Annotated in this window: 18 protein-coding genes and 1 tRNA gene; 11 read left to right on the plus strand and 8 right to left on the minus strand. The window is 42.8% G+C overall.

The genetic code is table 11. The features are described 5' to 3' along the window. Positions 1–2: 2 nt before the first annotated feature. The 3 genes from HMPREF1534_RS07890 to HMPREF1534_RS07880 all read right to left on the minus strand — a co-directional run bounded on the left by HMPREF1534_RS07890 (position 3) and on the right by HMPREF1534_RS07880 (position 5,143). On the minus strand, positions 3–3,233 hold the full coding sequence (locus tag HMPREF1534_RS07890) for a TonB-dependent receptor (RefSeq protein WP_005941097.1): 3,231 nt from the start codon (positions 3,231–3,233) through the stop codon (positions 3–5). A 234-nt stretch (positions 3,234–3,467) separates the two neighbouring features. Continuing rightward, positions 3,468–4,475 carry a FecR family protein gene (locus tag HMPREF1534_RS07885; RefSeq protein ID WP_026231450.1) on the minus strand — a complete coding sequence of 336 codons (1,008 nt, stop codon included), beginning with the start codon at positions 4,473–4,475 and terminating at the stop codon, positions 3,468–3,470. Positions 4,476–4,549: 74 nt separating this feature from the next. After that, positions 4,550–5,143 (minus strand): RNA polymerase sigma-70 factor, encoded by a 594-nt coding sequence (locus HMPREF1534_RS07880; protein WP_005941100.1) that lies wholly within the window; start codon positions 5,141–5,143, stop codon positions 4,550–4,552. 695 nt (positions 5,144–5,838) lie between these two features. Between HMPREF1534_RS07880 and HMPREF1534_RS07875 the strand changes: the two genes are divergently transcribed. The 10 genes from HMPREF1534_RS07875 (at position 5,839) to HMPREF1534_RS07830 (ending at position 21,743) form a co-directional block, all read left to right on the plus strand. Next, entirely contained in the window at positions 5,839–7,056 is a 1,218-nt protein-coding gene (locus tag HMPREF1534_RS07875; protein ID WP_018452046.1) for an S-adenosylmethionine:tRNA ribosyltransferase-isomerase, read from the plus strand. A gap of 374 nt (positions 7,057–7,430) precedes the next feature. Beyond that, the gene (locus tag HMPREF1534_RS07870) at positions 7,431–9,437 is read left to right on the plus strand and encodes a urocanate hydratase (RefSeq protein ID WP_005941105.1); all 2,007 of its coding nucleotides are present in this window, start codon (positions 7,431–7,433) and stop codon (positions 9,435–9,437) included. Between the two features lie 11 nt (positions 9,438–9,448). After that, positions 9,449–10,351, plus strand: coding sequence for a glutamate formimidoyltransferase (gene ftcD / locus HMPREF1534_RS07865; RefSeq protein WP_005941107.1), 903 nt, complete (start codon positions 9,449–9,451; stop codon positions 10,349–10,351). Positions 10,352–10,367: 16 nt separating this feature from the next. Beyond that, the gene (gene hutI, locus HMPREF1534_RS07860) at positions 10,368–11,612 is read left to right on the plus strand and encodes an imidazolonepropionase (protein WP_005941110.1); all 1,245 of its coding nucleotides are present in this window, start codon (positions 10,368–10,370) and stop codon (positions 11,610–11,612) included. A gap of 30 nt (positions 11,613–11,642) precedes the next feature. Then, the gene (locus tag HMPREF1534_RS07855; RefSeq protein ID WP_005941113.1) at positions 11,643–12,266 is read left to right on the plus strand and encodes a cyclodeaminase/cyclohydrolase family protein; all 624 of its coding nucleotides are present in this window, start codon (positions 11,643–11,645) and stop codon (positions 12,264–12,266) included. Between the two features lie 11 nt (positions 12,267–12,277). After that, the gene (gene hutH, locus HMPREF1534_RS07850) at positions 12,278–13,774 is read left to right on the plus strand and encodes a histidine ammonia-lyase (RefSeq protein WP_005941115.1); all 1,497 of its coding nucleotides are present in this window, start codon (positions 12,278–12,280) and stop codon (positions 13,772–13,774) included. A 41-nt stretch (positions 13,775–13,815) separates the two neighbouring features. Beyond that, on the plus strand, positions 13,816–14,316 hold the full coding sequence (locus HMPREF1534_RS07845; RefSeq protein WP_005941118.1) for an NUDIX hydrolase: 501 nt from the start codon (positions 13,816–13,818) through the stop codon (positions 14,314–14,316). Positions 14,317–15,225: 909 nt separating this feature from the next. Continuing rightward, entirely contained in the window at positions 15,226–18,228 is a 3,003-nt protein-coding gene (locus tag HMPREF1534_RS07840) for a SusC/RagA family TonB-linked outer membrane protein (RefSeq protein ID WP_018452048.1), read from the plus strand. A 15-nt stretch (positions 18,229–18,243) separates the two neighbouring features. Then, positions 18,244–19,995: a RagB/SusD family nutrient uptake outer membrane protein gene (locus HMPREF1534_RS07835; protein ID WP_005941125.1), complete on the plus strand. Its 1,752-nt coding sequence runs from the start codon at positions 18,244–18,246 to the stop codon at positions 19,993–19,995. A gap of 329 nt (positions 19,996–20,324) precedes the next feature. Next, positions 20,325–21,743, plus strand: coding sequence for a Gfo/Idh/MocA family protein (locus HMPREF1534_RS07830; protein ID WP_005941128.1), 1,419 nt, complete (start codon positions 20,325–20,327; stop codon positions 21,741–21,743). 255 nt (positions 21,744–21,998) lie between these two features. Here HMPREF1534_RS07830 and HMPREF1534_RS07825 read toward each other — a convergent pair whose 3' ends face one another. From HMPREF1534_RS07825 to HMPREF1534_RS07805, 5 genes are all read right to left on the minus strand, one after another. After that, entirely contained in the window at positions 21,999–22,547 is a 549-nt protein-coding gene (locus HMPREF1534_RS07825; RefSeq protein ID WP_005941130.1) for a beta-class carbonic anhydrase, read from the minus strand. Between the two features lie 73 nt (positions 22,548–22,620). Next, the gene (locus tag HMPREF1534_RS07820) at positions 22,621–22,884 is read right to left on the minus strand and encodes a hypothetical protein (RefSeq protein WP_005941132.1); all 264 of its coding nucleotides are present in this window, start codon (positions 22,882–22,884) and stop codon (positions 22,621–22,623) included. A gap of 56 nt (positions 22,885–22,940) precedes the next feature. Next, a complete protein-coding gene (locus HMPREF1534_RS07815) occupies positions 22,941–23,849 on the minus strand; it encodes a helix-turn-helix transcriptional regulator (RefSeq protein ID WP_005941135.1) in 909 nt (302 codons plus the stop codon). Between the two features lie 9 nt (positions 23,850–23,858). Further along, entirely contained in the window at positions 23,859–24,446 is a 588-nt protein-coding gene (locus HMPREF1534_RS07810) for a Crp/Fnr family transcriptional regulator (RefSeq protein WP_005941138.1), read from the minus strand. 36 nt (positions 24,447–24,482) lie between these two features. Further along, entirely contained in the window at positions 24,483–25,835 is a 1,353-nt protein-coding gene (locus tag HMPREF1534_RS07805; RefSeq protein WP_005941141.1) for an MATE family efflux transporter, read from the minus strand. A 428-nt stretch (positions 25,836–26,263) separates the two neighbouring features. Here HMPREF1534_RS07805 and HMPREF1534_RS07800 point away from each other — a divergent pair. Then, positions 26,264–26,337, plus strand: a tRNA-Thr gene (locus tag HMPREF1534_RS07800). Positions 26,338–26,377 lie beyond the last annotated feature (40 nt).

Here is a 26,377-nt window from a genome sequence, read left to right on the forward strand (position 1 = left end):
TATTAGAATTGAAGATTTATACCAAATGAAAATGTTCTGGACAAAGGATACCATCCGCCCTCCGGATCAAAGCCATCGTAGCCGGTAATGGTCGCTAAATTCTGTCCTGACAAATAAAGTCTCAGATATTTAATATTCACCTTTTCCAATAATGCTTTTGAGAAAGTATAACCAATCTGCACATTTTGGATTTTCAGGTAATCGGCATTACGCAACCAATAGCTATTATATTGAGTATCATTAGCCGTATTCGTTAAAGTAAGCCGGGGATAAGTGGCATCCGGGTTATTTTCACTCCATGCATCCAAATGCATAGGGCGTGCATTCTGAGATAAATAGAAAGCCCATCCTTCATAACCGGATATGTATTTCTTCACATTCAATTTACCATACATATTCATGGAAAAATCAAAGTTCTTATACCCAAAATGCAAGTTCAACCCATAATTAATCGGTAATTTATCATTCAAGATAACACGGTCATTACCGTCAATAACTCCATTGTCATCTTGATCTTTAAATTTTATGTTACCGGGAAGAACATTTCCTTGCTCAGCATGATTCTTTATGTCTTCTTCACTCTGAAACAATCCCTCGGCTTCATAACCGAAAGGTAACTGATACTGCCCGTTTAAATAGGTCACTGCATTTCCCTCAATCCATTTATCCGAATTTCCCATTTCCAGCACTTTATTTTTTGAGAAGCTCGCATTCATATCTACTCCCCATGAGAAATCTCCTTTACTGTCATTATAAGACGCCAGAATATCCATCCCTTGATTTCTCATTCTCAACAAATTTGAAATCGGAGCAGAAAGTCCGAATTCAGAGGGAACAGGAGGAGTATATAATATATTACGACGAAGATTATTAAAATAATCAACAGACAGTTTGATACGTTGATCCCACATTCCAAAATCAATTCCAATATTGGCCAATTCTGAAACTTCCCAAGTAATATCAGGATTTATAGCGACATTATTATATGCACCACCAACCAATTTCCCATTAAACGAATAAATTTTAGGATCATAACTTAAGACTTGTGCAGTCGGATAATAGCCTACTTTTTCCGCATCTCCTAATGTTCCCCAAGATCCCCTGATCTTTAATTCGGACAACCAGGAAGATGCTCCTTCCATAAATTTCTCACGATGAATATTCCATCCGGCAGAAAATGAAGGGAATACCCCCCATCTATGTCCCTCTGCAAAGCGAGAAGAACCATCTGCCCTTAAACTTGCTTCAAATAAGTAACGTCCCTGATAGTCGTAATTAACACGTCCAAACCAAGACTGTATAGCCACATCACGAGTTGTCGAACTTCCATTCTGCTTATTATCACTACCTACCCCCAATACATCAATATCATCAAACGGCATATTATCTCTGGAAGCCCAAAATCCTTCCTGCTTGAAATATTCTTGGGAATAACCAGCCAAAAATTTGAAATGATGTGAGTCTGCCAACGTAAGCGCATAATCAGAAGTAAACTGCAATTGTGTACGGTATTGATAAGCATTAGAATCTTTCAAAGAAGAAACAAGATTTTCCGTCTTTGCCACATTTCCCTCGGCATCATATAAATAATAAGTCTTTACACGGTCTTTTGTCGTCTGGTCATGCGTATAAGCAGATATATTTGCTTTTATATTCCAATCTTTCAAAGGAGTATAAGTAGCACTAAATATAGCAAGCATCTCTTTGTGACGTTCTTTTGAATAACCGGCCTCATTGACACCGGCAATAGGGTTTCCTCCCATCGAAGAACCAACCCCATATAGTCCGTTAGCCTCATAAATAGGAGTAACAGGTGATATTCTCGCTGCCTGAGTTTGCCAAATTGTTGTTCCTCCCTGCGGATTCTTTATACTTGTCTGTGTATATTGCAAATTAACCTGCGCAGACAAGTTCTTTAACAGTTGGAAGTGTAAATCAGGTTTGAATATCAAACGGTTATAATCATTGTTAGGTAAAGTACCCTCCTGATAGTCGTTCGAAAGAGAAAAACGATAAGTAATGGATTTCTCTTTACCCGAAACAGCCACATGAGTATTATTAATCAATGTATTTTTACGGTATATTTCTTTATACCACTTATTATCTGCATATTTCCCGTTCTTCAAATCCTGTATGCCTTGTTCACCAAAAAAGGCAGCTTTACCGTCATTAACCATTGCCTCATCATACAAACGCATATAATCTTCGGCACCGACAAAATCCAATTTGAACTGTGGATTCTGAATTCCTATATTGGTAGAAAAGTCAACAACCGGCCGTTCTGAGGTTTGTCCCTTCTTTGTCGTTACCAACATAACCCCATTTGCCGCACGTGACCCATAAATAGAGGCAGAAGCAGCATCCTTCAAAATAGAGATACTTTCTATGTCATTAGGATTCAATGTATAAAGATTACCGGGCACACCATCTATCAGAATAAGAACACCGGAGCTTCCTCCAATCGTGGAAGTACCGTGGATATTTATAGTAGCTCCGGAGCCAACCGCACCACTACCCTTGGTTACTGTCATACCGGGAACCGAACCTGCCAACAACTCCTGAACGTTGGTAACAGAACGCGCCTTCAATGCCTTATCTGCTTTAATAGTTCCGATAGAACCTGTCAAGTTAACCTTTCTTTGTGTACCATATCCTACTACAACAACCTCCTCCAATGCTTGTGTATCCTCCTTTAAAGTCACAACCAGCATCTTGCCGTTTTGCGGTTTCAACTGTCGGGTCTCATAACCAATATAAGAAATTTCCAAAACAGCATTATTCATTGCATTCAGAGTAAAATTACCATCAAAATCAGTTATTGTACCATTGGAAGTACCTTGTACTATCACTGTTGCGCCAATTACCGGCTCACCATTTACATCAATCACCCTTCCTGTCACCTCACCTTGCTGCTCACGATTCAGCGGTTGCCGGGCTCTTTTAATAATTACTTTTTTATCCTGAATTTCATAACTCAAACCGGACTGTCCTTTCAAAAGTTGTTTTACAACTTCTTCTATTACCGCATCTTTTACAGAAATGGAGACACGCTTTTTCGTATCCAAATCAAGGGATGAAAAGACAAATGAATATCCTGATGATTTTTTTATTTGTTCGATAGCTTCCTTTACTGTTATATTATTGGTTTTCAATGTAATATCCTGAGAGAAAGCCGATAAATTAAAGCAAAGTGCTACTGAAGCTACTAAAATAGCCTTATCAAAACATCTCATAATTCTTCTGATTTTTAAAATAAATAAATTAGAATAAGGTTATAAGAATTAAAGATTTACTATATTTGCTACTTCTTTAACTCAACAAGTGTTTTTGAAAAGAATACTTGACTTGATTTAATCGGGAGGGTGTGGCCGCATCCTCCTTTTTTATATCAAGCATCTCCTACTTTACACATCAACCGGTAGAAATTATTTGCTTCATAAATTTAGATTTTTAGGTTCTACAATATATTAATAAAGTATATACTTTCCATTTTCGTATCGGTAATTCATCCTGCTGGTAGAAGCTATGGTTTCAAGCACCTCTTCAATGGTATTTTTATTTATCATAAAATCACCATAAAAACGTCTATCCCGCAGTGAGTCCGCAACTTCGATACGCACATCATAACTTCGCATCAGTTTTTTTGCAATATCCTCTAACAACTCTTCATCAAAAAACAGTTTATTATCTCTCCAAATATTTGCATACTCTACATTCGCTTTCGATTTAACCATTTCGCCAGTCAATTTATTCAGCACCATCCGTTCATTCGGTTCCAAATAAAGTTCCTCCATCGCTTTTATCCCATTCTGCAGTGCTACCTTTCCTTCTACCAAACTAATCATCACCTCCTCGTCATTGGAATAGTTCTTAAAATTGAATTTTGTTCCCAATACACGGAGATTCACCTCTTTGGTACAAACCTCAAAGGGTACTTTCTCATTGTGGGCAACCTCAAAATAGCCTTCTCCTTCTAATGTCAACTTACGGTCATCTACACCAAATCCCTGAGAATAAGTAACTTTAGAACCGGCATTTAACCAAACCAAACTTCCATCAGGCAAATTTAATTTTGTATGTGTACCTAATGAAGCTTCCACCACTATATCCGAAAAGTTCTGTTTTACTGTATGTTTTCCCTGATAATAAGTGGCAAAAGGAACTAATAATACCAAAAGCACAGCAGCCACACGATATAACATTTTCCAAGAGAAAGAACGTCTTGCCGGCTTTTCTTTTTTCGGGAATATAGCTGCCCGCTGCTGAAACAAAGTAAAAGCCGCATCTTCATCAAATGGTTCAACACTTCCCGATACTCCCGAAGAAAACCAAAGTTCTAACTTATTCCGAACATAAATACGGTTAGCTTCCGATTCCATAGTCCATTTCTGCAACTCGGAAAAAGAGGCTTTATCCAAATTCCCTGATAAATAAGATGTAATCAATCCGTCTATATCGTTATATTCTTCTTTCATCTGCATATATTAAGTGCTGTTATTATATAAGGCAAAAAATAAGTTTTAAAGGGTAGTCAAAATGAAGTTTTTTTTCAATTTCCTAAAAAAACATAGAGAACAAGTAGTTTCAGGTACTTTTCCATCCGTTGCTGAAGACAGGATAATGCTTTCTTCATGTGGTATTTAACCGTGTTTACCGAGATATTAAGTTCTATTGCTATTTCTTCGTATTTTTTCTGTTCAAAACGATTCTTTTTGAACACCGTTCGACATTCTAAAGGAAGTTCTTCAATATTCCGAATCAGTTCACTTTCCAATTCCTGCTCCAATAAATAACCCAAAGGATGCTCATCTTCGACAAAAACCCGATCCAGAAATTCCATATTTTCCGGAAGAAAAAATGAAGAAACCAAAAGTTCTTCCCGCCTTCTTAACGAATTCAGCTCATTCAAACAACGATTACGGACGGCACGCATAAGGTATGCACGAATTGAATATTCAATTTCAATATCGCTCCGGTGCTCCCACAAATAAAAAATTGCATCATCCACTATTTCCTCAGCCAGAGCAGCATCAGCCAACATTTGGTTCGCAAAACGGCAAAGCAATACATAATGCTGTTTATATATGTATTTAAAAGCATCTTCGTTTCCTTGCTTCAACTGCTCTATAATAAGTTTTTCCATAGCCATCATTAAAGTTATAAACAATAAAAATCAGTAACTCTAATACGGTGTTTCATCAGAAATATAAATTACATGTTCCATCGTAGTAGATTATAGCATTTAACTTAAAAATCCGTATTGAACTTGTGAAGTTCATTCCACGGGTATGGGAAAATTCATACAACAATACATAGCCCGGTAAATGAAATGGTTACATCATCTGATAACATGATAAATGACATGCCAAACGGTGTGTACGCATAATGACGCGGCCAAAATTCCTATCTACAAGCACTCTTTTTGTTGCCATATCAGGCGCAAAGATACATTTTTAGACGAAAAAAAATAGGATTTTACGACTTTTCCCGATTTTGCACCGCCCAACAAACAACCGTTCGGTGAATACCATCAGTGCCGATTACATCCGCCACTATAATTACTTCCGATTTCATCACCTTCAAATAAATATCCCGCCCATCATCTGAAACAGGGTTACCCCGGTAGATCCTCTTTTCTCATAATATAAGGATTTGAGAAGAATTGAAAAGGATAAAAAATGAAAGGAGGATGAATCAGATAAAAAATAATTGTTACCTTTGTCAGGTTCGATGAGAAACATGCACGTACGAGTTTGGTTACATTAAAAAATAAAAAACTGATATACAATGTACAGAGCAAACATCGGTACTTTTGCGCAAATTATGAAACGAAATCAAATGGAAGATACAAAACATATCAAAATAAGCGAATACAATTACCCGCTGCCCGATGAACGGATTGCAAAGTTTCCGCTGGCAGTACGTGACCAATCCAAGCTGTTGGTATACCGCCACGGCGAAGTAAGCGAAGATACATTCACTGCGCTGCCTGAATATCTGGAGCAGGGCGAACTGATGATATTCAACAATACAAAGGTGATTCAGGCACGCCTGCACTTTCGCAAGGAAACGGGAGCTCTGATTGAAGTGTTCTGTCTGGAGCCGATACAGCCGAACGATTATGTACTGTCCTTCCAGCAAACGAAAAAATGCAGCTGGCTCTGCATGATTGGCAATCTGAAGAAATGGAAAGAAGGAGCACTGAGCCGCATGGTAGACGTGAAAGGGAAACAGGTGACACTGACTGCCACACGCGGTGAATGTCGCGGCACAAGCCATTGGGTAGATTTTGAATGGAATGATGACAGCATCACCTTTGCCGACCTGCTGGAAGTGGTGGGCGAACTGCCTATTCCTCCCTACCTCAACCGAGACACACAAGAAAGCGATAAAGAAACTTATCAGACGGTCTATTCCAAAATAAAAGGGTCGGTAGCCGCCCCCACCGCCGGACTGCACTTCACCGAACGCGTATTGCAAGCATTGGATGCCCACGGTATCGACCGCGAAGAACTGACCTTGCACGTAGGTGCAGGCACCTTCAAGCCCGTGAAAAGTGAAGAAATAGAAGGACACGAAATGCATACGGAATACATCTCCGTCAACAAACGGACCATTGAGAAACTGATTGCACACGGAGGGCATGCCATTGCCGTAGGAACCACTTCGGTGAGAACCTTGGAAAGCCTGTATTATATAGGAGTAGCTATCAGCCGCAATCCCGATGCCAACCAGGAAGAACTGCACGTGCAGCAATGGATGCCTTACGAAGAGAAAAATGGCATCGGCACTATACAGGCTTTACAGCATATACTCGATTATCTGAACCGTCACCACATGGAAACATTGCACACCAGTACGCAAATCATCATTGCTCCGGGCTACGAATACAAGATAGTGAAGAAGATGGTTACCAATTTCCACCAACCGCAAAGCACATTACTGCTATTGGTTTCTGCTTTTGTGAAAGGAGACTGGCGAAAGATTTATGATTATGCCTTGGAGCATGATTTCAGGTTCCTAAGCTATGGCGACAGTTCGTTGCTGATACCCTGAAGCCCTATCACAGGCATACCATCTTCCTTCCGCAGCATTAAGCGTTTTCTTCCCTACCATTAAGGCGTTTTTTACAGACATTTACTACGTCCCACTACGGCAGGACGTACGTTCCACCGTAGCAGGACGTACGTCCTATTGCAGTGGGACGTATATCCTGCTATAGTGGGACGTAGTAGTATTCAGTATAGAAAGGCATAATCATCCGTATGAAAAGCCTTAGCTATACCCAAAAAGCGGCTTCTATCGTTATTGGACTTCTTACTCTGCCATAATACATGAGAGTTTTTCATTACTTTATGTCACTAAACATATCCATTAATTCATAGTATCTCAGTTGTTTTACTATCTTTGTGACAAAACACCTGAATGCTATGACTGTCACCTTATCTAACGAACTTCCTGCCTATCCTACTTTTGTGGAAGGCATCCGCCGTGCGCCCGACAGAGGTTATCGTCTGACACCGGCACAAACAGAAACCGCACTGAGGAATGCACTGCGTTACATTCCCGAAGAACTTCACGCCCGACTCGCCCCGGAATTTATGGATGAACTGCTTATCCGGGGAAAAATCTATGGCTACCGTTTCCGGCCGCAAGGCGATTTGAAAGCAAAGCCTATTGACGAATATAAAGGAAACTGCATCGAAGGAAAAGCATTTCAAGTAATGATAGACAACAACCTTTCATTTGATATTGCCTTGTATCCTTACGAACTGGTCACTTACGGTGAAACAGGACAAGTATGCCAAAACTGGATGCAATACCGGCTCATTAAACAATATCTGGAAGTAATGACTGACGAACAGACTTTGGTAGTGGAAAGCGGACATCCCCTTGGTCTGTTCAAGTCAAAGCCCGAAGCACCGCGTGTTATTATCACTAATTCCATGATGGTAGGCATGTTCGACAACCAGCGTGACTGGGAAATTGCTGCACAGATGGGCGTTGCCAATTACGGTCAGATGACAGCAGGCGGATGGATGTACATCGGTCCGCAAGGCATTGTACACGGCACATTCAATACCTTATTGAATGCCGGCCGCATGAAATTAGGAGTACCGCAGGATGGAAATCTTAACGGGCATCTCTTTGTTTCTTCCGGTTTGGGCGGAATGAGCGGCGCACAGCCTAAAGCTGCCGAAATAGCAGGAGCCGCCGCCATCATTGCCGAAGTAGATGCCTCACGCATCGAAACACGGTATCGCCAAGGATGGGTGCAGCACGTCACTGCCGACTTGAAAGAAGCCTATACCCTTGCTGCCGAAGCCATGAGGCTACGCAAGCCTTGTTCCATTGCTTATCACGGAAATGTAGTAGATTTGCTGGAGCATGCTTTGAATCACCATATAGATATTGAACTGCTGAGCGACCAAACCTCGTGCCATGCCGTGTACGAAGGAGGATACTGTCCGGCAGGCATCACTTTCGATGAACGTACCCGCCTGTTGAAAGACGACCGTGTACGATTTGAAAAGCTTGTAAATGCTTCACTACGCCGCCATTTCAATGCCATTAAAGCACTGGTGGAACGCGGTACTTATTTTTTCGATTACGGCAATTCGTTTATGAAAGCCATTTATGATGCAGGAGTAAAGGAAATCTCACGCAATGGCATTGATGAAAAAGACGGCTTCATCTGGCCTTCTTATGTGGAAGACATTATGGGACCGCAACTTTTTGATTACGGCTACGGACCTTTCCGTTGGGTTTGTCTCAGCGGTAAACATGAAGATTTGATAAAAACCGACCATGCCGCCATGGAGTGTATTCCCAAAGAACGACGCGGACAGGACATGGATAATTGGATATGGATACGTGATGCCGAAAAGAACAATCTGGTAGTCGGCACTCAGGCACGCATCCTCTATCAGGACGCACTCGGTCGCATGAATATCGCCTTGCGTTTTAACGAAATGGTACGCAAAGGAGAAGTAGGTCCCATTATGTTGGGACGAGACCACCATGATGTGAGTGGAACCGATTCTCCTTTCCGTGAAACATCGAACATCAAGGACGGCAGCAATGTGATGGCAGATATGGCAGTCCAGTGCTTTGCAGGCAACTGTGCACGCGGCATGAGTCTGGTCGCCCTGCACAATGGCGGAGGCGTAGGTATCGGCAAAGCCGTCAACGGCGGATTCGGAATGGTGTGCGACGGTAGTGATCGAGTAGACGCCATTTTACGCTCGTCCATGCTATGGGATGTCATGGGTGGTGTGGCACGACGCTCATGGGCACGTAATCCGCATGCCATGGAAACATCCGAAGAATTTAACCATACTCATCGGGAACAGGGCTATCATATCACCATGCCGCATCTGGCAGAAGATGCATTAATCGACAGAGTATTAAAAGAAAAAGGTATAAAACATCAATAACATTACGAATTATGAGCTGGACAAAAATCATGGAATGCGTTCCCAACTTTAGCGAAGGACGCGACTTGCAGAAAATAGATCAGATAGTATCTCCCTTCCGTGCACGCGCCGGGGTAAAACTGCTCGACTATAGCAATGATGAAGACCATAATCGTCTTGTGGTCACCGTAGTGGGAGAACCTGATGCTTTAAAAGAAGCGGTGATAGAAGCCATCGGCATAGCAGTAAAGCTGATTGACCTCAACCATCATCAAGGACAGCACCCGCGAATGGGAGCGGTAGATGTAGTACCGTTCATTCCTATCAAAGGATGTACCATGGAAGAAGCCATCACCATCTCTAAAGAAGTAGCGCAACGGGTAGCCTCTCAATATGACCTTCCGGTCTTCCTCTATGAGAAATCAGCAAGCGCTCCTCATCGCGAAAATCTTGCCGCCATCCGTAAAGGAGAATTCGAAGGCATGAAGGAAAAAATTCACCAACCCGAATGGCATCCCGATTTCGGTCCCGAAGAACGGCATCCCACTGCCGGAACCGTTGCCATCGGAGCTCGCATGCCGTTAGTGGCTTATAATATCAATCTGAACACCCCCAGCCTGGAGATTGCACATGATATTGCCAAGAAAATCCGTTTTATCGGAGGCGGGCTGCGCTTTTGCAAAGCCATGGGTGTGGAACTGAAGGACCGAGGTATCACCCAGGTGTCCATGAACCTGACAGACTACAGCAAGACTGCCCTCTATCGGGCTTTTGAGATGGTGCGTTTCGAAGCCCGCCGCTACGGAGTAAGCATCATCGGCAGCGAAATTGTGGGCCTGGTTCCCATGGAAGCTCTGATTGACACAGCCTCTTATTATTTGGGACTGGAAAACTTCTCCATGCAGCAAGTACTGGAAGCGCAAATTATGGAATAACAAGAAATCTATCGTCATGAACAACAACCTTATCATCAAGAATGCCCGCATCATCACCCCGCTTGGCACCTCTGCCCTGAAAGGTAAAGAGATGAACCAACTGCTGGATCTCACCGGAGGAACCGTAAAAGTAACCGACGGAGTGATTACTTATGCAGGTCCATCCCGTCCTACATGTGAAGAACCGGAAGAAGGCTACGAGATTCTGGATGCCGAAGGACGAGTGTTGCTTCCCGGATTCATCGACTCACATACCCACCTGGTATTCGGAGGCTATCGCCCCGAAGAATTTATTTGGCGCATGAATGGCGAAAGTTATATGAGCATCATGCAACGCGGAGGAGGTATCGTCAACACGGTACATGCCACTCGTGAAGCGACACCGGAGGAATTGAAATGCAAAGCCGAATGGTTCATCGATGTCATGAGCCGCATGGGGGTCACTACAGTGGAAGGGAAAAGCGGTTACGGACTTGACCGCGATACGGAGCTTAAGCAACTGGAAGTGATGCGTTCCATCAATCTCTCTCCGCAACGCAAAGTAGATATAGCCGCCACCTTTCTCGGTGCACATGCATTGCCTCCCGAATATCAGGGCAGAGCCGACGAATACATTGATTTTCTCATCCATGAAATGCTTCCTCTGGTCCGTGAAAAGCAACTTGCCGAGAATTGCGACATTTTTTGCGAGCAAGGTGTCTTTACCGTAGCACAATCCCGGCGACTCCTGCAAGCCGCACAGGAACTGGGACTCGGTGCCAAGATACATGCCGATGAGATAGTAAGCTTCGGCGGTGCCGAACTTGCCGGTGAAATAAAAGCGCTCAGCGCCGATCATTTGCTGCACGCTTCGGATACCGGCATCCGTGCAATGGCAGAAAATAAGGTTGTCGCCACACTCCTGCCTCTGACCGCCTTTACGCTTCGTGAACCTTATGCACGAGGACGTGACATGATAGACAGCGGTTGTGCCGTAGCCCTCGCCACCGACCTCAATCCGGGAAGTTGTTGTTCCGGCTCCATCCCACTGACATTTGCACTGGCTTGCCTATATATGCATCTCACATTGGAAGAAGCTATCACAGCCATGACATTAAACGGAGCTGCCGCACTGGGTTATGCCCACCGGACAGGCAGTATCGAAGTAGGCAAACAGGGAGATTTTGTCCTGCTGGATACCGATACTCCGGCTGTACTCGTTTACTATACCGGCATGAACTCCGTGCAACACACCATCAAAGGAGGACGTATTCTATTCTAAAATATTCACCTAACTAAAAAACATAATACCATGTTAACAGAACTCACTATTAAAGAATTTATTCATAAAGTCATCAGCAACGATCCTGTTCCCGGTGGCGGAAGCGTATCCGCCTTCAATGGTGCTTTGGCAACCTCCCTCGCCGCAATGGTTGCCAACCTGACCATCGGACGGAAGAAATACGCCGAAGTAAACGAAGTTATGGAAGACCTTTCCGCCCGTTTTGAGGAACTGGCACGTCAACTCATTATTGATGTAGACCGTGACTCGGATGCGTATAACCGCGTATTTGCCGCATTCAAACTTCCCAAAGAGACAGAAGAAGAGAAAAACATCCGCAGCGAAGCGATTCAAAAAGAAACCAAATATGCAGCCGAAGTACCGATGGAAGTGGCACGTATCGTCCATTCCATCCTGCCGATGATTGACGTAGTGGCACGAAAAGGAAACAGCAATGCCGTGACCGATGCTTGTGTGGCTATGATGTGTGCACGAACCGCTATACTGGGCGCATTGCTGAATGTCCGCATCAATCTCACTTCTATCAAAGACGAGAAATTTGTAAAAGAAATGACTGAAGAAGCGGATATGATAGAAAAGACAACGATTGCCGAAGAACAAAAGATACTGGACTATGTGAAAACCGTTTTCTAAAAAAGAAGATTATGAATAACGTATATCAAATAGGTTCCGGCGAACTCACATTCGATATTATCGAACGTATCATCAATGAGAACCTGAAACTGGAACTGGCGTCCGAAGCACGGGAGCGCATTCAGAAGTGCAGGGACTATCTGGATAAAAAGATAGCCAATTCCGACACACCGCTTTATGGTATTACCACCGGATTCGGCTCGCTGTGCAACCGCAATATCTCGTCTGACGAACTGAGTACCTTACAAGAGAATCTGGTGAAAAGCCATGCTTGCAGTGTAGGCGAAGAGATGCCGCATGTCATAGTAAAACTGATGTTTCTGCTCAAGGCACATGCCCTTTCGTTGGGACATAGCGGTGTGCAAGTCATTACCGTACAACGCATCATCGACTTCTTCAACAATGATGTAATGCCCATTGTATATGACCGTGGCTCGTTAGGTGCATCCGGCGATCTTGCTCCGCTTGCCAACCTTTTCCTGCCGCTTATCGGTGTGGGAGATGTATATTATAAAGGTAAGCGATGCGAAGCCATCAGTGTACTCGATGAATTTGGCTGGGAGCCTGTAAAACTGAAAAGTAAAGAAGGACTGGCTTTGCTGAACGGTACACAATTCATGAGCGCCAACGGTGTTTATGCCATCTTGAAAGCGTTCCGACTGAGCAAGAAAGCCGACCTCATTGCCGCTATTTCTCTTGAAGCTTTCGACGGACGTCTTGATCCGTTCATGAATTGTATCCAGCAGATGCGACCGCACCAAGGCCAGATAGAGACAGGAGCCGCATTCCGCCGTATACTGGAAGGAAGTGAAATCATAACTCAGCCCAAGACACATGTGCAAGACCCCTACTCATTCCGTTGTATTCCCCAAGTACACGGTGCTACCAAAGATGCCATTCGCCATGCCGCGTCCGTTTTGCTGACCGAGATCAACTCTGTCACCGACAATCCCACCATCTTCCCCGATGAAGACCTGATTATATCGGGCGGAAACTTCCATGGACAACCTCTGGCACTCGTCTATGATTATCTCGCCATCGCTTTGGCCGAACTGGGGAATATATCCGAGCGTCGTGTGGCCCAGCTTATTATGGGACTTCGCGGACTGCCCGAATTCCTTGTTGCCAATCCCGGACTGAATTCAGGATTTATGATTCCCCAATATGCAGCAGCCTCTATGGTAAGCCAAAATAAAATGTATTGCTACTCCGCCAGCAGTGATTCCATTGTATCCAGCAACGGACAAGAAGACCATGTGAGCATGGGGGCCAATGCTGCCACCAAACTGTTTAAGATAATGGACAATCTGGAACATATACTTGCCATCGAACTGATGAATGCAGCTCAAGGTATCGACTTCCGGCGTCCGCTCAGAAGCTCTCCATACATTGAAAAATTCCTCTCGGTTTATCGCAAGGAAGTACCTTTCATCCGCGAAGACATAGTGATGTACAAAGAAATACATAAGACTGTGGCTTTTTTGAAACGTCACCAGGTGGATTATTAAGTTATTATTTCACTATCTTTGCAGGCAAAAAAGAACAAAGTATGAATAGCGACAATAAAGAAGAAATGTTTCCCATTGTGGATGAACAGGGAAATATTGTGGGAGCTGCCACACGAGGCGAATGTCATGACGGCAGTAAAAAACTTCATCCGGTAGTGCACCTCCACGTATTCAACAGAAAAGGTGAACTTTACCTGCAAAAACGACCGGAATGGAAAGATATCCAACCCGGCAAATGGGATACTTCAGTAGGCGGTCATGTCGATTTGGGCGAAAGCGTAGAAATGGCACTCCACCGTGAAGTGAAAGAAGAACTCGGAATTACCGACTTCACCCCCGAACTGCTGACTAATTATGTTTTTGAGTCCACTCGCGAAAAAGAACTGGTATTCTCACACAAAACCGTTTATGATGGTCCCATTACCCCCAGTGAGGAACTGGCCGGAGGACGCTTTTGGACATTAGACGAAATTAGAGCCAATATGGGAAAAGATATTTTTACACCCAACTTCGAAAACGAGTTCCGTAAATTGGGCTTCTGAAACTTCTTTTTCATAAAAAGGGGCAAATTCTTGACCTGTATCAAGAATTTGTCCCTTTAGTGTATATTTTGACCTCATAAGTATACAACAGAAAACAAAAGCACGTAATTTTGTGTTGTAAAACATAGAAAGAAAGGATAACGAGATTATGAAAAAGGTAAAAAGTATTGTGATGAAAGTCCTGGCTATGATGGGTGAAAACGAAGTAAGAGCTTGGGGCATAGGCATTAAATAATATAAATGCCATCATTTTAATCAACAAAGAAAGGATAACATTATGAAAAAGTTAAAAGAAATCATTAAGACAGGTCTTATTGATATGGGAAATGGTGCCCTACGTGCTTGGGGATACGAAATCAAGTAACTGTCATACTTGATTAGAGAACTTTATTTAAACCTCAATAGTATAAAGGAGAGTAATCCAATGGATTATTTTCCTTTTTTATTTATCAGATATCTTATTTACTACAAATAATTAGGAAATGCGATAAGTATTTTAAGAACTTATCCTATTTTCTTCATTCACTAACAGCGGCAAAGATAATAATATTATTGATTTATTCACTATTATTAAGCTCAAAAAGATAAAATTATCTCATTCCCGTTTCACTATCTTAATTATCCGATGCTGTTTCTATAATTTTTCACACTTTATCTTTATGTAATAAAGCATCATTACGGTATATAAAAGGTAGAAAACAAGAAGCTAAAAAAAGCTCTTTTTCACAATAAATACCACCTGTAGCTACTTCTGACAAATAGGATAAGTTCTTAAAATACTTAGCAAATACTCCTTAATTCATTAGCCTTTCAAATCTATTATAGTATTATTAACTCTATGAAACACTTATGAAAATTAAGACTTTAACCCAAAGAGGTAAGTACACATTATTAGCTGGTGTACTTGGAATGAGTTCAATTCCTTCCTCTGCCATTCCTACCGGTATGGCTGATGTTTCACTCCCAACCGTAGCACAACAGACAGCCAAAATCAAAGGAAAAGTTTTGGATGCCAGAACCGGAGAACCGGTTATCGGTGCCAATGTCGTTGTAAAAGGAACGACAAACGGTAGTATCACCAATTTTGATGGCGAATATGAATTGACAGCACCGATTGGCTCTACTCTCAGTATCTCTTTTATTGGTTACAAATCAATAGAAGTGAAAGCAACCGGTGGCTTGCAAACAATCAAATTGGACGAAGACTCTGAAGCGCTGGATGAAGTCATAGTAGTAGGTTACACAACTCAGCGCAAAGAAAGTTTAACCGGTTCTATGAATAACATCAAAAGCGAGAAGTTGAAGGACATAACCACGCCATCGGTAGAAAATTTATTGAATGGTAAAGTTCCGGGAGTATATGTGGCTCCGGGATCAGGCCAACCCGGTTCCAGTGGTGCGGTAGTTATCCGTGGACAAGCCACACTTAACGGTACGACTTCTCCACTCTGGGTTATTGACGGTGTTATAGTAGGCTCGGACGCCGGACAATTAAATCCTGCGGATATTGAAAGTATGACTATTTTAAAAGATGCCGCCTCCACTGCCATTTACGGTTCTCAAGGTGCAAATGGTGTCATTGTAGTTACAACCAAAAGCGGACGAGCCGAAAAAATGACTATCGAAGCTTCTGTAAAATTGGGGGTCAGCTCACTGAATAATGGAAATTTGGAAGTAATGAATGGTGCAGAACTTTATGACTATTATGCTTCCTTCCAAAATGCCAATGAAATTTCTTTTCCACGATGGAACAAGGACCTGCGTGACAGTAATTTCAGTTGGTGGGATTTAGCTACCCAAAACGGACTCACACAGGAGTATAATGTATCTTTACGCGGTGGTAACGAAAAAATGCAATCTTATCTATCTGTAGGATATTATGATGAAGAAGGTGCCGTAAAAGGATATGATTACAGTCGGTACAACTTCCGCTTGAAGACTACATACAAACCATTTGACTGGTTGACAATCAAACCCGCACTCAGCGGTTCACTTCGAAATATTGATGACCGCCAATATTCTGTCACAGCTATGTATTCCATGCTCCCATGGGATAGTCCCTATGACAAAGACGGCAACTTGGTTCCTCACCGCTACAGTGGTTGGGTAAACACTCAGCAAACCAACTACCTATACGATTTACAATGGAACTATTCAGAGTCCAAATATTACGAATTTATGGGAAGTTTAGATTTTGACATTAAAATAACAGACTGGCTGACATTCTCATCTGTCAACAACTATAAATACATCAACTCTACTTCTCACGGCTATAGTGATCCGCGCTCAAGCAGTGGCGAAAATGTAAACGGGCGTCTCACAGAGTGGAGAGCAGAAGTAACCCGCCGTTATACCAACCAGAAATTATTAATAAACAAAGACTTCGGCAAGCACTCTATCAGCGGATTGATAGCTTACGAATTTAATGATTATTATTATAAGAATCTAGATGTCTATGGTACCGGATTTGTACCCGGATTTGAAGTTCTGGATGTAGTATCCAAGCCCGAACGTACTAAAGGCGGTATCAGCGAATGGGCTACTCAGTCTTATTTCACTCAATGGAAATATGTATATGATGGTAAGTATATCGCCGAAGCCTCTATCCGCCGGGACGGTGCATCCAACTTAGGTACGAATGCTAAATACGGCAATCTTCTGTCAGGTAGTGTGGGATGGATTATCAGCCGCGAGGACTGGTTTGATGTAGATTGGATCGATAACCTTAAATTACGTGGAGGTTATGGTACAGTAGGTAACCGTCCTTCTTCACTTTACCCACAATACGACCTGTATTCGGTATCTTCCAGTTATAATGAAAACTCAGGTGCACTTATCAGTGTTATCGGCAACAAAGACTTGACATGGGAAAAAACTTACACCACAAGCATCGGTCTTGACGCTGCATTGTTTAATAACCGTCTGCGCTTTACTTTTGATTTCTATTCAAAAGACACAGACAACATTCTTTATAATGTGCCTGTTACAGGGCTTACCGGAGTGACCAGTGTTTACAGGAATATCGGCAAAATGAAGAACACCGGATATGAAATCTCATTAGGCGGTGATATCATCAGTACAAAAGACTGGTTCTGGAACGTAGAATTAAATATAGGTCACAATAGTAATAAATTAAAAGATCTCTATAAACAAAAAGATACAGACGGAAGCTATGTGGTAAAACCCGTTATCATCAGTGATGGAAGTAGCATTGCCGGTACAGCGCAACGCATCCTCGAAATCGGTTATCCGGTAGATACTTATTATTTAAAGGAATGGGCAGGTGTAAATCCTGAAAACGGTGCTCCAATGTGGTACAAAGATACCAAAGATAGCGAAGGCAATGTCACAGGAAGAGAAACAACCTCTAACTATGCAGAAGCAGGATACTATAAATGCGGTTCAGCAGCTCCCGATTTGTTTGGAGGTTTCTCTACAACTTTAACATGGAAAGGTTTTGACTTGAATGCCGTATTCGGTTACTCTATCGGCGGAAAGATTTATAACTATTCACGTCAAGAATATGACTCCGACGGAACTTATACCGACCGCAATCAAATGAAACTGAAAGACGGCTGGAATCGTTGGGAAAAACCGGGAGATATTGCCACTCATCCCGTTGCCAAATATAATAATCAAGATAAAGGAAACTCTGCATCTTCCCGCTATCTGGAAGACAGCGACTACCTGAAATTACGTTCTCTGACCCTGGGGTACAACTTTAAGCTACCACAATGGGGTATTCAAAATTTACGCGTATTCATGAACGCAGAAAACCTGTTTACAATCACAGATTATTCAGGCGTAGACCCTGAAATTCCGGCCAGTGACGGTTCGGTAATGGGTACTGCCGGCCCTGCCGTTTATCCGTCTGTACGTAAATATATGTTCGGTTTAAATCTTACCTTTTAATCAGTAGAAACAACAATGAAAAAGATATTGACCTTATTATTGGCAGCGGCATCATTGACCGCTTGCGACATAGATCGTTTACCATACAATTCTATGGCTGCAGAACAAATCACCAACGACCCTTCCGCATCGTTGGAATCTCTAATGAACGGTATGTATGCCCAGTTAAAAACATGGTCAGACCCCATGCACCGTTGTGGTGAATATGCCGGTGACAATATGATGATTCGTGGTTCATCAACAGATGCCTTCTATGAATTCATTTCTTTCTCCCGTACTCCGGTAAACTACCGCTTACAGAACTTTTGGGATTATGGTTACAAAGCCGTTGCCCAAGCCTCGAACATCATCAAAATGATAGAAGAAGGACAGAGTGCCGAAATAGACAACCAGTTGGGCGAATGCTATTATGTGCGCGGTATGATGTATTTCTACTTATGTCGTGCTTATGGACGTCCTTACTATCAGGCCCCCGACAAGAATTTAGGCGTACCTATTGTCAATGGTACTCCCGATGATATTATGGGAGACCTGCTGTTGCCTGACCGTTCTACAGTAAAAGAAACGTATGAGCAAGCTATCAGTGACTTGAAAAAGGCAGAAGAGATGATGACTATCAACAAAGGCGCTGCTTATGCCTCAAAAGAAGCTGCTCAGGCAATGCTGTCACGCGTATATCTGTATATGAGTGGAACGTATGAAAACCCCAACCGGGAATATGCCCAACTGGCAGTTGACTACGCGGACAAAGTTATCAATTCGGGCAACTACTCATTATTACCTCGCGAGGAGTTTATGAAATACAACACTCTTACTCCCGAAAATAATGACGAATCCATCTTTGTCGTAAAACGTGTTGCTTCCGAATTCTCCGGCTATGACCACTACTACGGTATTGGCGGTATGTATGCCAATATCGGCGGTATGGGTTGGGGAGAAATGTACGCCAGTGCCAAATATATTGATTTACTGAATGAGACAGGACGTAATGACTGGCGTCCGGATCATTACAAAATCGTAGACGCACGTGCTGCATTTATCGAGCCGACATACACTGATGATCATAAAGAAGTATTCCGCTTTATCAAACAAGACTCTGAAACGGTACTAAATTATGAACAGTTGACTGTAATCAAAAAAGGAGCAACAGTGATCTGCCAAAAGACCAAAGAAGTAGATGGAAAAGATGTACCGGACGGTCCGGAATATACACTGACTCCTGTAGATGCCGAACAAGAAATTTATTCTATCACTTACCAGGATGGCAAGACTTATACGGGTGTGTTAGACTATTACATATCTCTCAACCGTGTATACCCACAATTCTACATCACTAAATGTTCTCGCGAAGGAGAAGATTCACATTTACATTCACCGATTATCAGTCGTTTGAGTGAAATTTATCTGAATCGTGCAGAAGCCTATGCCAAATTGGGCAACTATTCTGCTGCTTTAGCCGACCTAAATACTATTCGCGAACGTTCTATCATCGGTGGTGGATACGCTTCATTGGATGCAACAAACGCCAGCGAAAGAATTGATAAAGAGCGCCAACTGGAATTAGCCTATCAAGCAGAACGCAGCTATGATGTGTTCCGCAACGGCAAGCCTTTGACACGTCGCTATCCGGGACCTCACCAACAATTTGAAGACATTCCCGCATCAGACTACCGTGTCATTTATTACATTCCTCAGAATGCAATAAATGCTTATCCGGGCACTCTGACTCAAAACCCAACTGATAACAGCGGAGTTATTCTGAATTAGAGCTCTCTTTTCAATAACATATTAGTTTTTTATGGAGTTGTGTCAAAACGTGGATAATGCTGTCGTTTAGTTCGTAGGGGCGAGGTTCGCTCGCCCAAAAACAGTTTGCTTTGCGTCTTCGGGCAGGCAAACCCTTCCCCTACAGCTGACGATGGGATAGGCCCGGTTTAGTTTTGACACACTCCTTTTTTATAAACACAGAAGCACAAACCTTTCACTTATAAGCCATTCGGCAGCATTTACTTCTTTTTTATTCGTCCGTTCCGAAGATTTTATGTAATTTTGCATCAAACAACTATTAATCCAATAAAACTTTATCAGAAAAAAACATGATTAAAAAACTATCTACCTTGGTAGCCGGTTTAGCGTTGATATGCTTGACCGGATGCACTTCACCCCAAAAAGGAACAGCACAGAATGATGTGTTTTCTCCTATTGAAGTAGCAGTTCCCGAACGTCCCGCAGGACAACAGGATGTAATCCAACTGACCACTCCTAAACTCGACACTGTTCGTGTTGGATTTATCGGACTCGGAATGAGAGGCCCCGGAGCTGTGGAACGCTGGACACATATCCCCGGAACAAAGATTGTCGCACTCTGCGATTTACTTCCCGAAAATGCAGAAAGAGCACAAAAAATCGTCACCAATGCAGGAATGGAAGCACCGGTACTGTATTCCGGTTCGGAAGATGCATGGAAGCAATTGTGCGAACGTAATGATATCGACCTTGTTTATATTGCCACCGACTGGAAGCATCATGCCGAAATGGGTGTTTATGCCATGGAACACGGAAAACATGTTGCCATCGAAGTTCCGTCTGCCATGACACTGGACGAAATCTGGGCGTTAATCAATACTTCGGAAAAGACTCGCAAGCACTGTATGCAGTTGGAAAACTGTGTATATGACTTCTTCGAACTGACTACACTGAACATGGCTCAACAGGGATTGTTCGGCGAAGTGCTGCACGTAGAAGGTGCTTATATCCACAACCTCGAAGAATTCTGGCCCTACTATTGGAATAACTGGCGTTTGGATTACAATAACGAAAACCGTGGAGACGTTTATGCCACTCACGGTCTTGGCCCTGCCTGCCAGTTGCTGGACATTCACCGTGGCGACCGCATGAAGACTTTGGTAGCTATGGATACTAAAGCTGCAACCGGTCCTGAACTGGGTAAGAGATATGGTTTGGCAAACGATTCTATCGAATTCCAGAACGGTGACCACACCATGACCTTCATCCGCACAGAAAACGGTAAGACAATTCTTATCCAACACGATGTAATGAATCCCCGTCCTTACAGCCGTATGTATCAGCTGACAGGTACTGATGGTTTTGCCAACAAATATCCTATCGAAGAATATTGCCTGCGCCCCGACCAGGTTGACGCTAAAGAAGTACCCAACCACGAGAACCTGAATATGCACGCTGCTGTTCCCGAAAACGTAAAAGAAGCCTTGATGGAGAAATACAAACACCCGATTCACCGGGAATTGGAAGAAACAGCCAAGAAGGTAGGCGGTCACGGTGGTATGGACTACATCATGGATTACCGTCTGGTTTACTGTCTGCGCAACGGTTTGCCTTTGGATATGGATGTATACGATTTGGCTGAATGGTGCTGCATGGCAGACCTTACCCGTCTTTCTATCGAAAACGGTAATGCTCCGGTAGCTGTACCCGACTTTACCCGCGGCAGCTGGAACAAGGTGAAAGGTTATCGTCACGCATTTGCCAAATAAGAAACAGTGAATTCTTAAAACAACAATAACTTATGATTGGAGAAACCTACACACAGACAACTCCAATCATAAGTTATTTTTTATGTCCCTATTTGAAAAGAAAGTTTAAGAACTCAGCGCTATTCCCGACCGGCAACGTAACATCGAGTTTATAAAAGCACTGACTCCCCTATGCCGACATGAACATTATCCATGAATTTGAATAAGACAGTAGCTTAATGCTTTCCATCTGCAAGAAGCAAAAAAACGGTCACATCACTCCACATTCACTTTAGTCAGCTTCCCTGTCACCGAATCAATGATGAATCCATAGACCTTGATATCAGAAGGTATCAACGGATGATTGACAATGGCATGCACAGTGCCGCGCACAGATTTCTCAGTATCTTCAAATCCGTCCAGCCATGACGCAAAGTCCACACCGCAATAGTGAATCATATCGATTGTTTCCTGCTTGATGCCGCGTGCCTTCATGTGCTCTATCATTTCACCACTATTCATGTGGCAGGCACCGCAATCGGAATGGGCTATGACCATCACTTCTTTTACGCCCAACTCATATATAGCTACCATCAAACTGCGAATCACACTCCCGAAAGGATGCGAAATGACACCTCCTGCATTTTTAATCATTTTCACATCGCCATTCTTGATGCCCAAGGCGGCCGGCAACAACTCGGTCAGTCGGGTATCCATGCATGAAAGAATAGCGATTTTCTTATCAGGATATTTATTGGTGATATACTTTTCATACCCTTTGTTTGCTACAAACTGTTTATTGAATTCAAGAATTTCATCTAACATGGCTTTGCGTTTTTATGTTTCCCGCAAACATACGAAAAAAACAAATGAAGCGGTACATTCCCGCCTGAGAATTTTAATGAACACCCGACTTTTTACAGTCCAATAATGTAAGCACAAACCATATCAGAAAAAGCATAGATAATAAAGGATTGCTGCAATAAGAAAAAACCAGCACCATAAACGCAACCACGGCATGTGTGATACGCATCACATGACCTGTACTAACTTTCTCACCTAAATAGAGTGAGAACAAATTGGCATAAGCATCTGCCCAGCCCGCTACGAAGAGTTTGACGCGTCCCAACAGGGATAAACGAATTGAAAGTTCTTTTTTCATGACTGTTCCTTATTTTATGATGGCACAAAGAAACAGTCCTGTTTTGACAGAATACGTCAATCCTGAATTTTTTCACTGATATTCTGCACTTTTTCTTTTAAGTAAAGAACAAAATCAGGAGAGTTAATTATTTCAATGTCCTCAAACAGACCAAGAACAAAACGCCCGATTCCCTCATACTTACATACTTCTGTATGAAAAAGCCAATGAGCATCATCTTCTCTCTCCATATACTTCTCGGCCAATTGAAATTCCTCTATCAACAGATTGGCAGCAGTCATGCCCAAACGGAGAGTGACAGGCAAACGTCGGTCACTGCTGATATGAAAAACATCAGTATACCCTTCTTCATGAGACTCCTCAAATTGCCAACCGGTCTCCAACACCTCCACCGAAGTTATCCGGGACACTTTAAAAAGTTTATTCTTACCGCTTGCCGGCTCGTAGCACCATATTTCATTATTATTGGCAGTAAAAGCAAACGGCTCCACCACCCTGTCCGTCACAGCATGGCTGTTCGATGACTTATACTCATGAAACGCCACTTGTCTCTTATCTTTCACTGCCTCATAAAGATTATGCACATTGTCAGCAATGCCGCTACGGACAACTATCTCGGAAAGAATCTCATAATCATATACTTTATATAGTTTCTCTTTCAAATTTTGTTTGAGTGAGGTATTCCCATCTACACTTTCGATGGCACGTTTTAAAATATAAGCCTCTTCCTCGGTGAAATGCACCAAAGTGGAAATATCCTTAAAATAAGGAGAAGATTTATCGAGTGAATAACAGCCGTTTGTCTTGCGGACAATAAACCCTGCCATTTTGAACGCCTCAATATATCGATAGACGTTTCGCGAACTCATATCCAACCGTTTTCCAAGTTCTTCCAAGGTGTATTTACGGTTTTGTGTCAGCAACATCATCAGGCGAAGCTGACGCTCAAACTTGTGTAGTTCCATACTATCGAATTAGCCGTTTATCTTTTTCTGCTTTCCCAGTCCTGCACGGATGCGGCTCAATGACTGCGGAGTAATCCACAGATAAGAAGCAATATGCTTCAACGGAACATATTGCAAAAGTTCGGGATTCTCTTCCAACAAAGCAAGATAACGCTCTTTGGCACGAGGACTCCCTCCGCTGATAAGCCAATTCTCCAAACCGAGAAGTTGCTGTTCGAAAAGCCTTCTTCCGAAGTTGGCCAATTCAGCAGATGAAGCATAAAAAGACTCCAGTTTTGCCTTAGAAATACCATAAAGTTCACTGTCACACATGGCCTCTATGGAAACCAATGAAGGAGTATTTTCTATGTAGCCCCAAGACGAAAAAACCGCCTCTCCCTCGGAAGCAAACCAAACGGAGACATCTGCCCCATCATTCAGGTAATGCCCCCGCCAGATTCCCTTGCTTATAATATAGAAATTCGAATTCCGTTCCCCCTCCTGCACCAGAAAATCTCCTTTGCGAAAACTAAACTTTTCCATTTTCTCCAATAACTGTAAGCTCACGGTTATGGGCAAACTGTATTTTTCACAAAACTTCCGAACAAACGCATCCATACTTCTCTGTTGATTTAATACCGCAAAGGTAACAAATCATCCCCGAACCGACTGATGTTTACGCCAATAAATTATGGTTATCACTAAAAAAGTAAGTACCTCAGCCAACGGAACTGCCAGCCAAATACCCGGCACTTTAAACAGTAAGGGCAGCCCGAGAAGGCAGATAACCATGAATACGAATCCGCGCAACACCGTAACCACCATTGCCGGGCGCGCACGCTCCACACTTTGAAAATAGCCGATGGACACGATATTCACGGCAAAGAAAACAAATCCCGAAGCAAACAAAGGCAATCCTGACACTGCAATATCGTATGCCGGATAAGAACGATCAATAAACATTGCCACTATCTGATGATTGAATATCGCTGTAAGAGCAAAGAATACAAGTCCGCAAATCACAGCTGTCGCCAATGCCAGACGAAAAGCCGAACGCACACGTGCTTCATCACCGGCTCCGAAATTATAGCTCAAGATGGGTTGTGCCGACTGTCCAATAGCATTATACACCATAAATATAATAGGGAAAAAATAGCAGGCAATGCTGAAAGCTGCCACCCCGTCTTCTCCCAGATACGAAATAAACACATAGTTACCGGCAAACATCATACAGGCAATTGCTCCCTCACACAAAAACGTGGATGCTCCCAACCGACACATATATTTCACATTACGCCAAGTGAGCTGCATACTCTTTCTGCTGAGCTTCACGCGGCAGAAATGGATAACATTTTTCTTACGGCTCAAATATATGATTATCATAGCAGCCCCAACCACATAACCTAAACTGGTGGCAAGTGCCGCACCCATCATTTCCCAACCGAAAATAAAGATGAACACATAATCGAGCACAATATTAATCACTGCCGGAATAGCATTGCACCACATGGCATAATTAGGAGACCCATCCAATCGCACAAAAAACATACCCGAACTGAGCAGTGCGCTGAACACCAAAAAGGGAAGAAACCAATGCATATATTCTACCGCCAAAGGCAACAAGCGTTCCGAACTTCCCAGCAATCGTGCCACTTGAGGTGCAAACATACACACCACCCCCCATAGCAACGCCAAGAACAAAGAAGAAACCACCACTGCCTGCGTTACATTAATACGCGCTGATTTCTGCTTACCCTGTGACAAATGAATGGAAGCAACCACAGACGCCCCCACTCCAAACATCAGCCCGATGCCTGTACTTATCAAAAACAGTGGAGCCGTAATATTTACCGCTGCCAATGCATCACTTCCAATCCCCTTACCTACGAATATTCCGTCTGTTATAACAAACACAGCCGAAAATACCATCCCCAACACAGTAGGTATCAGCAATTTCCGAAACAACTTCGGAATCTCCATGCTACCAAAATCAATACTATCTTTCATACCTATATCAATTTATTTTTCCGGTTGCAAAGATAGGATGTTATTTTAGGGTAAAAATTACCATTTGGTAATTTCAGTCACTTTTTGTTCATTAGCCAGACTAAGCGTTTTCGTCCTTTCGACTATGCCTGTCTGTCAGTCGAATTACTACAGTCTTCGGCAGTGGACTGTATAGTCCATTGCAGTGGACCGTACAGTCTGCTACGGTGGACTGTACAGTCTGTTGCCGAAGACTGTAATATTCTTCCGTTTAAAAGGCCTTGACCACCCCTATGAAACGGCTTATGCTTCCCTTTGTAGGTGATATGATATAAGGAGATAAAACAAGGATTAGATCCCAAAGGAAACAATGTGTCCCACTTTTTACAACAAAAAGTTTGTGAGTTAAAAAGAAATCACTACCTTTGCACCCGCAAAACAAAAGCATTGCCTCTTTAGCTCAGTTGGCCAGAGCACGTGATTTGTAATCTCGGGGTCGTTGGTTCGAATCCGACAAGAGGCTCACAAAAAGAAAGCCGCTTCTGAAATTCAGAAACGGCTTT

The organism is Phocaeicola massiliensis B84634 = Timone 84634 = DSM 17679 = JCM 13223 (genome assembly GCF_000382445.1).
GTDB lineage: Bacteria > Bacteroidota > Bacteroidia > Bacteroidales > Bacteroidaceae > Phocaeicola > Phocaeicola massiliensis.

Coding starts and splice junctions, on each gene's coding strand:
- HMPREF1534_RS07880 (WP_005941100.1), bottom strand. CDS start 5,143: ATGGAAAAACTTATTATAGAGCAGTTGAAGCAAGGAAACGAAGATGCT.
- HMPREF1534_RS07870 (WP_005941105.1), top strand. CDS start 7,431: ATGACTGTCACCTTATCTAACGAACTTCCTGCCTATCCTACTTTTGTG.
- HMPREF1534_RS07825 (WP_005941130.1), bottom strand. CDS start 22,547: ATGTTAGATGAAATTCTTGAATTCAATAAACAGTTTGTAGCAAACAAA.
- HMPREF1534_RS07840 (WP_018452048.1), top strand. CDS start 15,226: ATGAGTTCAATTCCTTCCTCTGCCATTCCTACCGGTATGGCTGATGTT.
- hutI (WP_005941110.1), top strand. CDS start 10,368: ATGAACAACAACCTTATCATCAAGAATGCCCGCATCATCACCCCGCTT.
- HMPREF1534_RS07845 (WP_005941118.1), top strand. CDS start 13,816: ATGAATAGCGACAATAAAGAAGAAATGTTTCCCATTGTGGATGAACAG.
- HMPREF1534_RS07885 (WP_026231450.1), bottom strand. CDS start 4,475: ATGAAAGAAGAATATAACGATATAGACGGATTGATTACATCTTATTTA.
- hutH (WP_005941115.1), top strand. CDS start 12,278: ATGAATAACGTATATCAAATAGGTTCCGGCGAACTCACATTCGATATT.
- HMPREF1534_RS07815 (WP_005941135.1), bottom strand. CDS start 23,849: ATGGAACTACACAAGTTTGAGCGTCAGCTTCGCCTGATGATGTTGCTG.
- HMPREF1534_RS07830 (WP_005941128.1), top strand. CDS start 20,325: ATGATTAAAAAACTATCTACCTTGGTAGCCGGTTTAGCGTTGATATGC.
- HMPREF1534_RS07875 (WP_018452046.1), top strand. CDS start 5,839: ATGGAAGATACAAAACATATCAAAATAAGCGAATACAATTACCCGCTG.
- HMPREF1534_RS07855 (WP_005941113.1), top strand. CDS start 11,643: ATGTTAACAGAACTCACTATTAAAGAATTTATTCATAAAGTCATCAGC.
- HMPREF1534_RS07805 (WP_005941141.1), bottom strand. CDS start 25,835: ATGAAAGATAGTATTGATTTTGGTAGCATGGAGATTCCGAAGTTGTTT.
- HMPREF1534_RS07820 (WP_005941132.1), bottom strand. CDS start 22,884: ATGAAAAAAGAACTTTCAATTCGTTTATCCCTGTTGGGACGCGTCAAA.
- HMPREF1534_RS07810 (WP_005941138.1), bottom strand. CDS start 24,446: ATGGATGCGTTTGTTCGGAAGTTTTGTGAAAAATACAGTTTGCCCATA.
- HMPREF1534_RS07890 (WP_005941097.1), bottom strand. CDS start 3,233: ATGAGATGTTTTGATAAGGCTATTTTAGTAGCTTCAGTAGCACTTTGC.
- HMPREF1534_RS07835 (WP_005941125.1), top strand. CDS start 18,244: ATGAAAAAGATATTGACCTTATTATTGGCAGCGGCATCATTGACCGCT.
- ftcD (WP_005941107.1), top strand. CDS start 9,449: ATGAGCTGGACAAAAATCATGGAATGCGTTCCCAACTTTAGCGAAGGA.